The sequence below is a fragment of the Streptomyces sp. NBC_01288 genome, from assembly GCF_035982055.1.
Taxonomy (GTDB): Bacteria; Actinomycetota; Actinomycetes; order Streptomycetales; family Streptomycetaceae; genus Streptomyces.
In genome coordinates this window covers 9,173,766-9,187,527 of sequence record NZ_CP108427.1, presented here as the reverse complement: position 1 = coordinate 9,187,527, position 13,762 = coordinate 9,173,766, and the positions used below count along the sequence as shown (strand labels likewise).

Genomic DNA, 13,762 nt, shown 5'->3' with positions numbered 1-13,762 from the left:
GTGCCCCAGGGCGCCCCTCACGTTCTTTTTCCGCCGAAACCTCACTTCACAGACTTGTGGGACAATCCTCTATGCGCGGACGAAAGGCCACTTCAGTGAGCGGAACGCACGACGGGTCCGGCTACGACAGCCTTCGGCTCGACCGCACCGGTCAGGCCGAGGCCTTCGATGCCATTGGGGACCGGTACGACGAGGCCTTCCCGCACAAGGAAGGCCAGGTCGGCGCCGGTGAGTGGCTGATCGAGTCCCTGGATCCGGGCGCCCGCGTGCTGGACCTCGGCTCCGGCACGGGTGTGCCGACCGCCCGGCAGCTGGCCGACGCGGGTTTCGAGGTCGTCGGCGTGGACCTGTCCGCCCGGATGGTGGCGATGGCCGGCGAGTACGTCCCCACCGCCACGTTCCACCAGCTCGACCTCGCGGACCTGCGCCCGGGCGGCCCCCGTGACCTGGGCCGTTTCGACGGCGTCGCCGCGTTCTTCTCCCTGCTGATGCTCCCGCGCTCGGAGATCCCGCTCGCCCTGCGCACGATCCACCACCTGTTGCATCCGGGAGGGCTGTTCGCCCTGTCGATGGTGGAAGCTCACGTGGACGACTTTGAGATCCCCTTCCTCGGGCACACGATCAGGGTGTCCGGCTATCTCCTCGAAGACCTGCACAAGATCCTGGACACGGCCGGCTTCGAGATCGTGAAGGAGAACTCCTACACCTACGCCCCGGCGACCGCCGACGTCCCGCCGGAGGAACAGGTCTTCCTCTGCTGCCGACGGCGCGACTGAGGCCGTAGGACCGACCCGGCGGCCGCTGCCGTACCAGTGACGGGACGAAGCGTGTGACGGAGCATCCCAGCCCCCGCGAAGGCCCCGCCGGAACCGCCCGGCGAGGCGCTTCGGCGAGCGGCCCGGCGCCCGTCGTACCGCTCGGGCGGACGCCCGTGCAGCAGATGGACCGGCTCCAGTACCTCGATGTCGCCACCCGGCGGATCGCGCGCGGGATGGACCTGGACGAGACGCTGCGGGAACTGCGGTGGGCGGCGGTGCCCGCCTTCGCCGACGCGATCGTCATCCACCTGCACGATCCGCTGCCCGTCGGGGACGAGAAGTCGGCCGCGCCCGTCGTCCTGCGCCTGCACAGCATCGACCGGGCGCCGGAGGCCAGGTCAGCGCTGCTGATGCCGCACGCCGAGTACGCGAGCGTGGCCGAGCGCGTGCAGCCGACGCTCGCCGGACGGCTCGCGAAGCTGCTCCTGGCCGGGCGGCCCGCCTTCGGCGACGACCCGGGCATCCACCCCGCCGTGGCCGAACTGCTCGGCCCCGCGGCGAGCGCGCACGGCACACTGCCGCCCGGCCGCCGACTGGTCATCGCCCCACTCCACGGCCGCCACCACGTCATGGGCACCGTCGTCCTGCTGCGCCGCCCCGACCGCTCCGCGTTCACCGCCGACGACCTGCTCGTCGCCTCCCAGCTCGCCACCCACACCGCCATCGGCGTCCAGAAGGCGGTGATGTACGGCCACGAGGCGTCCGTCGCGGACACGCTCCAGCACACCATGCTCCCGTCCTCGCTGCCCGAGCCGACCGGCATCCAGCTCGCCAGCCGCTATCTGCCCGCCTCGAAGACCGCGCAGGTCGGCGGCGACTGGTACGACGCGATCCCGCTGCCCGGCAGCCGGGTCGCGCTGATCGTCGGGGACGTCATGGGCCACTCCATGACCTCCGCCGCGATCATGGGCCAGCTGCGCACGATCGTGCAGACCCTCGCCGGCCTCGACCTGCCTCCGCACGAGGTCCTCCACCACCTCGACGAACAGGCCCAGCGCCTCGGCAGCGACCACATAGCCACCTGCCTGTACGCGATCTACGACCCGATCTCGCACCGCCTCCTCATGGCCAACGCCGGCCACCCGCCCGCCGTGCTGCTGCGCCCGAACGGCCACGCCGAGGTCCTCCAGGTCCCGCCGGGCGCCCCGATCGGCGTCGGCGGCGTCGTCTTCGAGTCCGTGGAGATGCCCGCGCCCACCGGCACGACGCTGGTGCTCTACACCGACGGTCTGGTCGAGTCCCGCGACACCGACGTGGGCACCGGCGTCGAGGCCCTGCGCACCCACCTCCAGTCCACCCCGCACCGCCACCGCCTCTCCTCGCTGGAGCGGCTCTGCGACCGCATCCTCACCGCGCTGGCCCCGGGCCCCCGCGACGACGACATCGCCCTGCTCACCGCCCGTTTCGACGGCTTCCCGCCGGACAGCGTCGGCTACTGGCACCTCGACCCCCACCCGCTCACCGCGGGCCAGGCCCGCCGGCTGACCCGCAGGGTGCTGCGCCGCTGGGGCCTGGACGACCTGCTCGACACCACGGAACTCCTGGTCAGCGAGGTCGTCACGAACGCCGTGCGGTACGCCTCCCGCCCCATCTCGCTACGGCTGCTGCGCACCGACGTGCTGCGCTGCGAGGTGACCGACGACTCGCCCCAGGTGCCCCGCATGCGGCAGGCCGCGCCGGGCGACGAGGGTGGCCGCGGCCTGTTCCTGGTCGACCGGCTCGCCCAGCGCTGGGGGGCGACGCGGCTGAGCACGGGGAAGGTCGTGTGGTTCGAGCAGCAGATCCCCAAGGGCCGGTGATCTCACGGGCGTTGACGCTCAGACCGGCCCAACTCCCGTGCCACCCTTGAGGCGTTCGAGGTCGGAGGGGCGGACCTGGATGACGATGACGGCGATCAGCGCGGCGACGACGGTGAAGATCGCGGCCATCACGAACGCGGCCGAGACCCCGGCGGTGAGGACGTGATCGCCCCAGGTGCCCGGGAGTTGGCCGGTGCGCTGGAAGCGGATGCGTTCCGCCGGGGTCGCCTGGGACAGGAACGCGGGGATCCGGTCCTTCGCCTCGTTGCGGCTGGCCGTGCCGAACATCGTGACCAGGATGGACAGTCCGAGCGAACCGCCCACCTGCTGCGAGACGTTGAGGAGTCCGGAGGCCGCGCCGGTCTCCTGGACGGGCACGTCGGAGAGCGCCATCAGGGTCAGCGAGACGAACTCCATGCCCATGCCGAGGCTGAACACCAGCATCGGGCCGAGCACGCTGCCGAGGTAGGTGGAGTCGACGTCCGTCAGCGTCAGCCAGGACAGGCCGCCCGCCGCGAGGATCGCGCCCACCACCATGAACGGCTTGGGGCCGTAGGTCGGCAGGAACCGTGAGGCCAGGCCCGCGCCGACCGCGATGACGGCACTGACCGGCAGGAAGGCGAAGCCGGCCATGAGCGGGCTGAAGCCCAGCACGTCCTGCACGAAGAGGGTGAGGAAGAAGAACATCCCGAAGATCGCGGCGGAGAGGCAGAGCATGATGCCGTATGTCCCGGCGCGGTTGCGGTCGCGGAACATGTGCAGCGGGGTGATCGGCTGCCGGGAGCGCCGTTCGACCAGGACGAACAGGGCGAGAACGACCACGGCCGCGCCGAACGAGGCCAGGGTGAGCCAGTCCCGCCAGCCCTCCTGCGCGGCCCGGATGAAGCCGTAGACGAGGAACACCACGCCCACGGTGGAGGTCAGCGCGCCGGTGATGTCGAAGCGGCCCGGGTGGCGTTCGGACTCCTTGATCCAGCGCGGGGTGGCGAGGACGATGAGCAGTCCGATCGGGACGTTGACGAAGAGCACCCAGCGCCAGTTCAGCCACTCGACGAGGATCCCGCCCATCAGCAGTCCGATCGCGCCGCCGCCGGCCGAGACACCGGCGAAGACCCCGAACGCCCGGTTGCGTTCCGGGCCTTCGCGGAACGTGGTGCTGATCAGGGCGAGCGAGGTCGGCGAGGCGATGGCACCGCCGACGCCCTGGAGGGCGCGTGCGGCGAGGAGTTCACCGGAGTTCTGCGACAACCCGCCCAGCAGGGAGGCGAGTACGAAGAGCAGCACCCCGAACACGAACACCCGCCGCCGCCCGAGGATGTCCCCGGCCCGCCCACCGAGCAGCAGCAGACCGCCGAAGGTGAGGGTGTACGCGTTGACGACCCAGGCCAGGCCGGTCGTGGAGAACCCCAGCGAACTCTGGATGTGCGGAAGCGCGATGTTCACGATGGTGATGTCGAGGACCACCATCAGCTGACAGGACGCGATGACCAGCAACGCCATCGTGCTGCCGCCACCGCCGGTGTCCCGGGTGGTGGTCTGCGCTGCGGAGGCTTGCCGAGGACTGCTGCTCATGGCGGATCGCACTCACGAGAGGCCGGTGAACGGCTCCGTCCACCGGATACCCACCGTTCGACGGTACGCCCGCCCCCTGCTCCCCACCACTCGATCATCACAGGCCCAGGCGCTAGGTTCACTCATGACAGGACATGGGGAGAAACCATTGGTGACCGAGGTCGTCGTAGACGGACGGACGCTGTCCTACGGCGATGTCGTCGCCGTCGCCCACCACGGCGCCCAAGTCACCCTGGCGGACGGGATGTTGCCGCGCCTGACACGCGAACGGGCGGTCGTGGACGAGGCGGTCGACCGCCGGATCCCGACCTACGGCCTGACGACAGGCCTGGGCGCCCGCTCCTCCTACGCCCTCCCCCGCACGGAACTCGACGCGTTCAGCGTCCGCACCGTCCGGGGCCGCGCGAACGCGGTCGGCGATCCGCTGCCGACCCCCGTCGTACGGGCGGCCCTGCTCGCCCGGGTCAACGGCCTCGCGGGCGGCGGCAGCGGAGTGCGGCCGGGGATCGTACGGCTGCTCGTGGACCTGCTCAACGCGCGGGTGCATCCGGTGATCCCCGAGGTGGGTTCGATCGGCGCGTCCGATCTCTGCCAGATGGCACACGTCGGCCTGGTCGTCATCGGCGAGGGCGATGCGGAGTGGTCCGGTGAGGTACTCGACGGCGCGACGGCCCTGCGCCGGGCCGGTCTCACCCCGGCCCAGCTCGGCCCGAAGGACGGCCATGTCCTGTGCAGCGCAAGCCCGTTGGCGGCCGGCGTCGGCGCCCTCGCCCTGCACGAGGCGGGCGCGGTGCTCACGCTGGCCCAGGCGGTGACGGCTCTGACCTACGAGGGCTTCCGGGCGAACACGAGCCCGCTCGACGCACGGGTACTGGCGCTGCGTCCCGCGCCCGGACAGTCCCGGGCGGCGGCCGAGTTGCTCGCCCTGCTCGCGGGCGGCGAGTTGACCGACCCCCGCACCGCCCGCCGGGTCCAGGACCCGGTCAGCCTGCGCTGCGCCGCGCAGGTGCACGGTGCCGGGTACGCGGCGCTGGAGTTCGCGGATGCGGCACTGGCACCGGAGTTGAACGGGTGCGGGGACAACCCGGTGGTCCTGACCGGTGCCGACGACAACCCCGAAGTGCCGGGCGGCACAAGCGAGATCGTCTCGTCCGGGAACTTCCACACCCCCGCCCTGGCCCTCGCCTTCGACACCCTCGCGCTGGCCCTGACCCAGACCGCAGCGATCTCCGCCGAACGCATGCGGCGGCTGCTCGACCCGGCGGTCAGTGGGCTGCCCGCGAACCTCTCGCCGTACGGGCCGGAGCGGTCGGGGTTCGCGCCACTGGTGAAGACGGCGCAGGCACTGGTTGCCGAGATTCGGATGCAGGCCGTGCCGGTGTGCATCGATCCCCGGCAGGGCGCGGATGCCGTGGAGGACGACTCGACCAACGCGGCGCTCGGGGCGCGGCGGTTGACGACGATGCTCACACGGTTGCGTCAACTGCTCGCCGTGGAGGCGGTGGTGGCCGTGGAGGCGGTGGATCTGGCGGCGCCGGGCACGTTGGGGCGAGGGCCGGAGTTCCTGTATCGCGCGGTCCGGAAGCGCGTGCCCACGCTGGACGACGACCGGCCGCACGGGGTGGACGTGGAGACGGTGAGCCGCGACATCCTGGGGTCCGACGACGTCCGCAGCACACTGAACGCCTTGGCGGGAGAAGCGACATGACCAACGTCGACGTACACCAGCATCTGTGGACCCCTTCGCTGGTGACGGCTCTGCGGGCCCGCCGCGAACCGCCGTTCCTGGACGGCTGGACGCTGTTCCTCGACGGTGAGCCGCCCTTCGAGATACCGCCCGCCGACCACGACATCGCCCGGCGCGCGGAACTCGCCGCCGCCGACGGCCTCGGCCGGGTCCTCATCTCGCTGTCCGCCCCGATCGGCGTGGAGTGGCTGCCCGAGGCCGATGCACGGCCCCTGCTCGACGCCTACCACGACGGCGCGGCCACGCTGCCCGAGCCGTTCGGGGCGTGGGCCGCGGCCTGCGTGCGCGACATCGACGCGGACGCGACCGCCAAGGACCTCGACCGGGGTTTCGTCGGCCTCCAGCTCCCCGCCAACTCCCTTGCCGACGAGGCCTGTTACGCCCGCTGTGCCCCGCTCCTCGATCTGCTCGAAGAACGCGACCTCCCGCTCTTCGTCCACCCGGGGCCTGCCGTGGGCTCCTCGGCGGACCCCGCCTGGTGGCCCGCGATGGTCCCGTACATCCAGCAGATGCACGCCAGTTGGTACGCCTTCCGCGCCTTCGGCCGCCCCCGCCATCCACGCCTCCGCGTGTGCTTCGCCCTGCTGGCCGGACTCGCCCCGCTGCACGGCGAACGCCTGGCGGCCCGTGGCGGGCAGCAACTGGACGGCGACCAGGGCGTGTTCGTCGAGACCTCGTCCTACGGCCCGACCGCCGTCGACGCGATCGTGCGCGCGCTCGGCGTCGACGCCGTGGTCCAGGGCTCGGACCGGCCCTACGCGGAGCCGCCCCGCCACCCGGGGTACGGGTTGGGCGGGGCGGCTGCCTACGCCTTTCGCATCGCCAATCCGAGACGGCTCCTCACCGGCGAGGGGTGACGGTACGTCAGTTCGCCGCGTTCATCAGGTCGAGCGCGCTCTGCTGCCGGGCCGCGTCGGTGGAGTCCAGCGGTCCGGCCCAGTGCAGCCCGTACGCGTCGAGGGCGTTGCGGTCGTTCGCGTAGGCCGTGTCCGCCTGGCGCTTGATGTAGGCGGTGTAAGGGCGGTCGGACAGGCGGGAGTTGAAAGCGCTCAGGCCCCGGATGTACGCGCCCTTGAAGGACGGGCCGTCGCCCCCGCAGCCGCTCGTCTCGCACGGTTCCCGCAGGATTCCACCGGAGTTGAGAGCCGCCGACGTGGTCGAGGCGTCACCGATCTGACGTCCCGTGGTGAGCAACCCGGAATCCCCCGTCGCCCGGTACAGCTCCGACAGACCGCCGAGCAGCACGCCTTGGTTGTACGACCATGTGGTGTCGCCGTTGTTGCCGCACGTCGCCAGGTTGATGCCGTCGTTGACCAGATGGGAGCCGTTGATCATGCCGGTGCCCTTGAACCACGACCACTCGGCGTTGGCCCGGCCGAGATACGTCGTGTCGCCCGCGACGCGGTTGTGCAGGGCCGCGTTCAGCTCCAGGTAGAGGGAGTTGGCGATGGCGTTCTTGTAGGTCTTGGCGGTGCTCCACCACACACCACCGCCGCAGGTGTTGTCCCAGTACCGCGCCATGTAATCGGCGTCCGCGCGGGCGGTGTTGAGATAGCGGGAGTCTCCGGTGAGGTCGTAGGCGTCGACCCAGGCCAGCCCCCACCAGCCCGTGTCGTCGATGTAGTCGTTGGTGAAGTTGCCTCCCTGGGCGGAGAGGTTGCGGTCGTAGGTGTTGGCGATCGCGTACTTGTAGCTGCCCATGCCGGTGACGCGGGCGTTGTCGATGAGGGCGGTCAGGGCGTTGGCCGAGTTCCACCAGCCGGTGGTGTCGAAGAGGCCGGTGCCCAGGTTGTACGACTGCATCAGCGCGGTGGCGGCGGCGGTCGGGCGGCTGCCCGCGTTCCACGTCGTCCGGGCCCACGGCGTACAGGCGATCTCGGCCCGGTCCCCCGCCTTGGCGCAGGCGCGCAGCGCGCCCACGCCGAGGGCGTTCCAGTCGTCGACGTTGTACATCAGGGTGCGCCAACCACCTTGCCCGGCAGGGATGGTGGTGTCGCCGAGCTTGCTGCCGGAGGCCCAGGTGCGGCCGCCGTCGAAGGAGCGGTCGAGCCAGACCTCGTCGCCGGGGCTGCCGTTGGTGATCGAGGCCCAGCCCATCGCGTCGGTGTCGTCGAAGTGCAGGGCGATACTGCGGGAGTAGATGCTCGCGGTCACCGGCTGGCGGTCACCCGGGGACAGGGCCGGGTCGCGGGCGTCGCAGTACTTGTTGCAGATCGACGCCTGGGCGGCGGCGGTCGCGACGCCGGTGGAGACCGGCATGAACAGGGCCAGGGCGGCGATCAGGCCGGTCCCGACGCTGCTGACGTGTCGTGCTGTTGAGGTCATGCCGGCTCCATCGAGGTGGGGGGAGTACGGGAGGTCAGCCCAGGCGCCACTGCTGGTTGGCGCCGCCGTTGCAGGACCAGAGTTCCAGCGAGGTGCCGTTGACGTTGCCCGCGGGCTGGTCGCCGCCGGTGACGTCGAGGCAGAGGCCCGACTGGGTGCCGGTGATCGTGCCGTTGGGGTTGACGCTCCACTTCTGGTTGGCGCCGCCGTTGCAGCCGTAGAGCTGGACCTTGGTGCCGTTGCTGGTCTGGTTGTTGTAGGCGTCCAGGCACTGGGTGCCGCCGTAGAGCCGGAGTTCACCGGCCGCGGTGATGGTCACGGCCTGGTTGGTGCCGCCGCCGCAGTCCCAGATCTCGATCTTGGTGCCGGGGGTGGTCTCGCCGTTGTAGGCGTCGAGGCAGCGGTTGGAGGAGGCGCCGATCAGCGGGTGGGTGGTGCCGACGCTGGTGCCGCTGCCGACGGAGACCCGGTACATGACCGAACCGTGGCCGGGGACGCTCGCCGAGATGGTGCCGCTGGTGCTGCTGACGACGTGCGACCAGAGGTTGTTGAGCTTGTACGAGGACGCCGAGGGGAGGCCGGCCGCCGTCGCGGAGGTGGTGATGGTGGCGGCCGAGGAGTTCTCGTTGAAGAGGACCACCGAGACGTCGCCGTTGGCGAGGGGCTTGGAAAGGACGTGCAGGCCACCGGAGTTGGAGATCTCGGTGCCCTGCTTGCCCAGGGAGTCCTGGTCGACGGCGATGACGTCCTTGTTGCCGTAGAGGGAGAGCGTGGCGGCAGTCGCTTTGCGCAGGTCGGTGCCGGCGATCAGCGGTGCGGCCATCTCCGACCAGAGGCTGAAATGGGAGCGGTCCTCGGTGAACGACATGCCGTTGCCGACCTCCAGCATGTCGGGGTCGTTCCATGCGCCCGGCTTGGCGTACGCGGTGAGCTTGACGTTGGCCTTGTAAATGGACACCACCGTCGAGAAGTTGACGTTGATGTCGTCGGTCGTGCGCCAACTGTTGCCGACGCCCGCGCCCCAGGTCCACACGTCGGCGAGGCCCCAGTTGCAGAGGCTGTAGACGATCGGGCGGCCGGTGTTGGCGAGGGCGTCGCGCATGGCCGTGTAGCGCTGTTGGTCGGGCACGTTCTGGTGGTTGCAGTTGTCGTACTTGAGGTAGTCGACGCCCCAAGCGGCGAAGCTGTTGGCGTCCGTCTGCTCATGGCCGAGGCTGCCGGGGTAGCCCGCGCAGGTGGCGGTGCCGGCGCTCTCGTAGATGCCGAGCTTGAGGCCCTTGCCGTGCACGTAGGCGGCGGTGCCGCTGATGCCGTTCGGGAACTTGACCGGATCCGGGACGAGTTGACCGGCCGCGTTGCGGGCCGAGGTCATCCAGCAGTCGTCGATGTTGACGTACTGGTACCCGGCGTCCTTCAGCCCGGAGGAGACGAGGTAGTCGGCGGTCTGCTCGACCAGTTGCTCGGTCACGTTGCAGCCGAAGGCGTTCCAGTCGTTCCAGCCCATCGGGGGCGTCCTGGCGAGGCCGTTGTCGAGGGCCTGCGCGGGCGGCGCGGCGCGCAGCACCAGCAGGGCCGGGGCGAGGGCCAGCAGCAGCACCATCGTGAGGGCGGCGCTCAGCCGTCTCTTGAAGGGTGACGGAACGGTCATGTCGAGGTCTCCTGCTTCGCCGTGTGGGGCCGGTCGAACTCACCTTTGGAAACGTAACCATCGTGAAGGCTCCATCAGCGGAGCTGCATCGTCAATGGTCCGGACCAAAAAGTCCCCGGGCGTGAACTACCCGTGCCGTCAGATGCGTTGACGACCTCATGAGTCGATGGCAACGTTTCCATCATCGGCACCCATCCGAACCCGCTCACACCCACCCGCACCCATCGACTCATGACTTGGAGGCCTCCATGTCGCTGCGTCCCTCCCGGCGCGTGATGATCGGTTCCGGCCTGGCCGCTCTGACGGCGACGGCCGCCACACCCGCCTTCGCGGCCGAACGCCCAAGCTCCGCACGGGCGTTGTCCCGCGCCAGAGCCGCGTACGCCGCGCTGAGACGACACTTCGACGCGACCGACGGCTCCGGGCTGGTCCGCGAGCAGATTCCGGTGGCGGCCGGCGACAACCCGTACTCGTACGAATGGCCCTTCTCGCAGGTGCACATCGCCGCGCTCGATCTCACCGTCGTGGACGCGCAGTTCGAACCGGAGCTGGCCCGGCGCGCGGCGGCGCAGGAGCACCACTGGAACGCGGGCGGCGGGACGACCAAGCTGCCCGGCTATGCCTCCTACCCGGTCGCGCCGTACGGGGCGGGTGGGGACATGTTCTACGACGACAACGAGTGGGTGGGGCTGGCGAAGGTCCAGCGGTATCTGCAGACCGGGGACACCGCCGCGCTCGCCCGTGCGAAGGAGATCTTCGCCCTGGTCAAGTCCGGTTGGGACACGGACAGTAGTCATGCCTCGCCGGGCGGGGTCTTCTGGACGCAGGCCGACTGGAGTCACGACCGCAACACCGTGTCGAACATGCCGGGCGCCCAACTCGCCCTGCGCCTGCACCAGATCACCGGCGAGGCCGACTACCTGGACTGGGCGAGACGCTTCTACGACTGGACGAACGCGCATCTCCAGAGCCCAACTGGCCTGTACTGGGACCACCTTGACCTCCAGGGGGCCATCGAGAAGACCGTCTGGTCCTACAACCAGGGCGTGCCGGTCGGTGTCGCCGTGCTGCTGTACGAGGTCACCCGGGACCGCGCCTATCTGCGCCAGGCGGAGCGCGTTGCCGCCGCCGCGTACGCCTACTACGTCACGCAGGGGCGGCTGTTCACGCAGCCGGTGTTCTTCAACTCGATCTTCTTCAAGAACCTGCTGCTCCTGGAGTCGGTGACCGGGAAGGACACCTACCACCGGGCGATGGCCGACTACGCCGACCAGGTGTGGGACACGATGCGCGATCCCGCCACCGGCCTCGTGCACTTCGACACGGCCGGTGGCACCCAGGCGATCCAGCAGGCGGCGCTCGTGCAGCTCTACGCCGTGCTCGCCTGGCCGCGCGCCAAGTGGCGGACGCTGTACTGACGTTACGGGTGTCCGATCTCCCCGGTGCCGCGTGCGATCAGCTGCACCGGGAGGACGGTCCGGTGGGACGGGCTGTCGTCGCCGTCGATGCGGTCCAGCAGGATGTGGGCGGCCCGGCGGCCGAGTTCCTCGGTGTCGGAGGTGACGACGGTGACCGGGGTGGGGAGCATGTCGGCGAGCTTGAAGTCGTCGAACCCCACGACGGCGATGGAGACTTGGAGGTCGCGGCAGGCCCGCAGGACGCCCTCGGTGAGGAAGCCCGTGGTGGAGAAGACCGCGGTGGGCGGGTTCGCCGAGGTGAGCAGGGCGCGGGCTGCCACCTCGGCTTCCTCGGTGGTGCCGCGGCTCAGGGTGACGACCAGCTTGTTGTCCGGCTCGATGCCGCTGCGGCGCAGCGCCTTGCGGTAGCCGCGCAGCCGTCGGCCGGTGCTGTAGTACGAGGGCGCGACGAGGATCGCGATACGGCGGTGGCCCTGGTCGACGAGGTGCTGGGTGGCCTTGTGTCCGCCGTCCTCGTTGTCGACCAGGACGACATCGGCCTCGGCGCCGGTGGCCGGCCGGTCGACGAACACGATCGGTACGTGGTCGTGGCCGTTGATCTCGTTGAGGAAGGCGTGGTCGCCCTGGTCGGGGACGATGATGAGCCCGGCGACCCGGCGGCCGATCAGCTCGCCGACGGCCCGGCGCTCGACCTCGGGGTCCTCGTCGGCGGTGCTCAACAGGACTGCGTAGCCTGCCTCGTTGGCGACTTCCACGGCGGCCTTGGCGAGGGAGGCGTAGAACGGGTTGGTGAGGTCGCCGAGGAGCAGCCCGATGGTCATCGAGTTCTGGCCGGGGCGCAGGGAGCGCGCGATCTCGTTGCGCTGGTAGCCGATCGCGGTGATCGCCGCGTTCACGCGCTCGGCCGTCTCCTCGCGGACCGTGCCGATGCCGTTGACGACGCGGGAGACGGTGACGACGGCGACTCCGGCCCGCTCCGCGACATCGCGCATCGTGGGCCTGGTGTTCTGGCGGTGCGGGGGACGACTGCTCACGTGAGTTGAAGACCAACCTTCCATCGCGTACCGGGGCCGGGACCGCCCTCAGGATACGTATCGGGTCCCGGCCCGCCGCTCGGCCCGGGACGCTAACCGTTGTTCTTGATCACATCGTTGATCTTGTCGGTCATCGTCTGGAGGTCGGAGAGCGGCTTCTTGCCGTTGAGGATGTCCGGCCAGTAGGCCGTGATCAAGTCATTTGACTGGCCGGCCCACTGGGTGGTGAAGCGCACGCCGATGGTGGTCGGGGTGTTCAGTCCCGCCTTGACGGTGGCCGCGACGGTCGTCTGCCCGGCCTTGTCGAGGGCGCCGAAGTAGGCGTTCTGGGCAGAGAGATAGGCCGGGGCGGCGACCGGGGAGTCGGGCAGCACCTTGGTCCACACCGTGGAGTCGAGGTACTTGAGGACCTTGAAGGTGGCATCCGCGTTCTGGGTGTAGGACGGGGTGCAGATGCCCACCGCGTCGTAGAGGGTGGCGGGTTTGGTCACCTGGGGCAGGGGCGCGAAGCCGTACCTGATCTTCGGCTTGTCGGTGAGGAACCCGGCGGCCAGCCACTGACCGCTCCACAGCATCGGGATCTGTCCGGCGGCGAACAGTCCCTGCTGGTTGCTGATGTCGTAGCCGGGCGGCGCGATGGCACCGCTCTTGATGCCCGCCACCACCTTGCTGACGCCTTCGGTGTAGGTCGAGTCGATGGTCGTCTTGGTGGGCTGGTGCACGTTGTCCGCGAAGGGCTTCCCGCCTGCGGACAGGGCGTACGTGCTGAGGGAGAAGGGGCCGTCCGTGGAGGTCAGCGCGTCGGCGACCAGGCCGTACTTGGCGCCCTTCGCGTGCAGTTTCGCGGCCGCGGCGAACATCTGGTCCCAGGTCCAGCCTGCGGCGGGCACGGTGATGCCGGCGGCCTTGAAGGCGTCGATGTCATACCAGATGCCGTAGGTGTTCAGCAGGGAGGGAACGCCGCCTATCTTGCCGTCGGCGGTCTTCCAGTTCTTCATCGTGGACGAGACGAAGCTGCTCGCGCCGAAGTCGCTGGAGCCGGAGAGCCGCGAGGCCCAGTCGGTGAGCAGGCCCTGGCTGGTGTACTGCTGCTCGGTGTCGTTGCCGCACCAGAACAGGTCGGGGAGCTTCTTGGCCTGGGTCAGGGCCGCGAGCTTGTCGCTGTAGTTGCCGTTCGGGGTGTCGACGCGCTTGACCGTGATGTTCGGGTCGTGGAAGCCGGTCAGGGCCTGGTCGATGGCCTTGTTGGTGGCGGCGGACTCCCAGGTCATGAGGGTGACCGTGGCCTTGCCGTCCGACTGCTTCCCGGACGAGCCGCCGCAGGCCGCCGTCGCGAGCAGTCCCCCCGCCGACAGCAACACTCCGGCGCAACGGATCCATCGTTTCATCGTGGCCTCCTGA

10 protein-coding genes are annotated in these 13,762 nt (G+C 70.0%); 5 read left to right on the top strand and 5 right to left on the bottom strand.

Annotation, left to right across the window (positions count from 1 at the left end; translation table 11 throughout):
- Nucleotides 1-95: 95 nt before the first annotated feature.
- Together OG194_RS41275 and OG194_RS41270 are read left to right on the top strand one after the other, a co-directional pair.
- Nucleotides 96-776: a class I SAM-dependent DNA methyltransferase gene (locus OG194_RS41275; protein WP_327405825.1), complete on the top strand. Its 681-nt coding sequence runs from the start codon at nucleotides 96-98 to the stop codon at nucleotides 774-776.
- A gap of 164 nt (nucleotides 777-940) precedes the next feature.
- A complete protein-coding gene (locus OG194_RS41270; protein ID WP_442811824.1) occupies nucleotides 941-2,617 on the top strand; it encodes a SpoIIE family protein phosphatase in 1,677 nt (558 codons plus the stop codon).
- An 18-nt stretch (nucleotides 2,618-2,635) separates the two neighbouring features.
- Here OG194_RS41270 and OG194_RS41265 read toward each other — a convergent pair whose 3' ends face one another.
- Nucleotides 2,636-4,117 carry an MFS transporter gene (locus tag OG194_RS41265; RefSeq protein WP_327407376.1) on the bottom strand — a complete coding sequence of 494 codons (1,482 nt, stop codon included), beginning with the start codon at nucleotides 4,115-4,117 and terminating at the stop codon, nucleotides 2,636-2,638.
- A 223-nt stretch (nucleotides 4,118-4,340) separates the two neighbouring features.
- Here OG194_RS41265 and OG194_RS41260 point away from each other — a divergent pair, with 223 nt between their 5' ends.
- A complete protein-coding gene (locus tag OG194_RS41260) occupies nucleotides 4,341-5,897 on the top strand; it encodes an HAL/PAL/TAL family ammonia-lyase (protein ID WP_327405823.1) in 1,557 nt (518 codons plus the stop codon).
- Nucleotides 5,894-6,793, top strand: coding sequence for an amidohydrolase (locus tag OG194_RS41255; protein ID WP_327405822.1), 900 nt, complete (start codon nucleotides 5,894-5,896; stop codon nucleotides 6,791-6,793). The genes OG194_RS41260 and OG194_RS41255 overlap by 4 nt, the downstream gene beginning before the upstream one ends.
- A 7-nt stretch (nucleotides 6,794-6,800) precedes the next feature.
- On the opposite strand, the gene OG194_RS41250 is transcribed toward OG194_RS41255, so the two are convergent.
- Both OG194_RS41250 and OG194_RS41245 read right to left on the bottom strand, forming a co-directional pair.
- Nucleotides 6,801-8,261 carry a glycoside hydrolase family 76 protein gene (locus tag OG194_RS41250; RefSeq protein ID WP_327405821.1) on the bottom strand — a complete coding sequence of 487 codons (1,461 nt, stop codon included), beginning with the start codon at nucleotides 8,259-8,261 and terminating at the stop codon, nucleotides 6,801-6,803.
- 34 nt (nucleotides 8,262-8,295) lie between these two features.
- On the bottom strand, nucleotides 8,296-9,909 hold the full coding sequence (locus tag OG194_RS41245) for a glycoside hydrolase family 27 protein (protein ID WP_327405820.1): 1,614 nt from the start codon (nucleotides 9,907-9,909) through the stop codon (nucleotides 8,296-8,298).
- Nucleotides 9,910-10,157: 248 nt separating this feature from the next.
- On the opposite strand from OG194_RS41245, the gene OG194_RS41240 reads away from it, so the two are divergent.
- Complete coding sequence (locus tag OG194_RS41240; protein ID WP_327405819.1) at nucleotides 10,158-11,327, top strand: glycoside hydrolase family 76 protein; 1,170 nt, start codon at nucleotides 10,158-10,160, stop codon at nucleotides 11,325-11,327.
- A 2-nt stretch (nucleotides 11,328-11,329) separates the two neighbouring features.
- Here OG194_RS41240 and OG194_RS41235 read toward each other — a convergent pair whose 3' ends face one another.
- A complete protein-coding gene (locus OG194_RS41235) occupies nucleotides 11,330-12,361 on the bottom strand; it encodes a LacI family DNA-binding transcriptional regulator (RefSeq protein WP_327405818.1) in 1,032 nt (343 codons plus the stop codon).
- Between the two features lie 92 nt (nucleotides 12,362-12,453).
- Complete coding sequence (locus tag OG194_RS41230; RefSeq protein ID WP_327405817.1) at nucleotides 12,454-13,749, bottom strand: ABC transporter substrate-binding protein; 1,296 nt, start codon at nucleotides 13,747-13,749, stop codon at nucleotides 12,454-12,456.
- Nucleotides 13,750-13,762 lie beyond the last annotated feature (13 nt).